Annotated in this window: 1 protein-coding gene; it reads right to left on the bottom strand. The window is 57.2% G+C overall.

The annotated features are described in order from the left end of the window. Positions 1-313, bottom strand: a 313-nt coding sequence (locus lacNas_RS00090) for an SLBB domain-containing protein (RefSeq protein WP_201346473.1), incomplete at both ends; no start/stop codon positions are given.

Genomic DNA, 313 nt, shown 5'->3' with positions numbered 1-313 from the left:
CCGATTCCGTTAAGCTTCTGCAAGTCACTGGCCGAAGCCGTATTGATGTTGATCAGCTCGCCGGAAGCAGAAGAAGCTGACGAGGCTGAAGACGAAGCGGAAAATGCTGAAGACGAAGTTGCCTGCGAAGAAGCCGAGCTGGTTGCAGAAGCCGCCGGCGGCTCGTCTCCTTTGGCAGGAACATAGATCTTGTCCTGGTCTTTTAGCAGCTGGCTGCGGTTGATGGCCTGCAGGTCGGCCTTTTTGGTCAGTCCGCCTGCCTTTTCGATCAAGTCTTCCAGCCGGGCGCCGCTTTTCAGGCGGTAGACCCCCT

It is taken from the genome of Lactobacillus nasalidis, from assembly GCF_016587775.1.
GTDB classification, from domain to species: domain Bacteria; phylum Bacillota; class Bacilli; order Lactobacillales; family Lactobacillaceae; genus Lactobacillus; species Lactobacillus nasalidis.
Note: the sequence above shows the minus strand (reverse complement) of the source record. Positions and strands in the feature narration are given on the sequence as shown.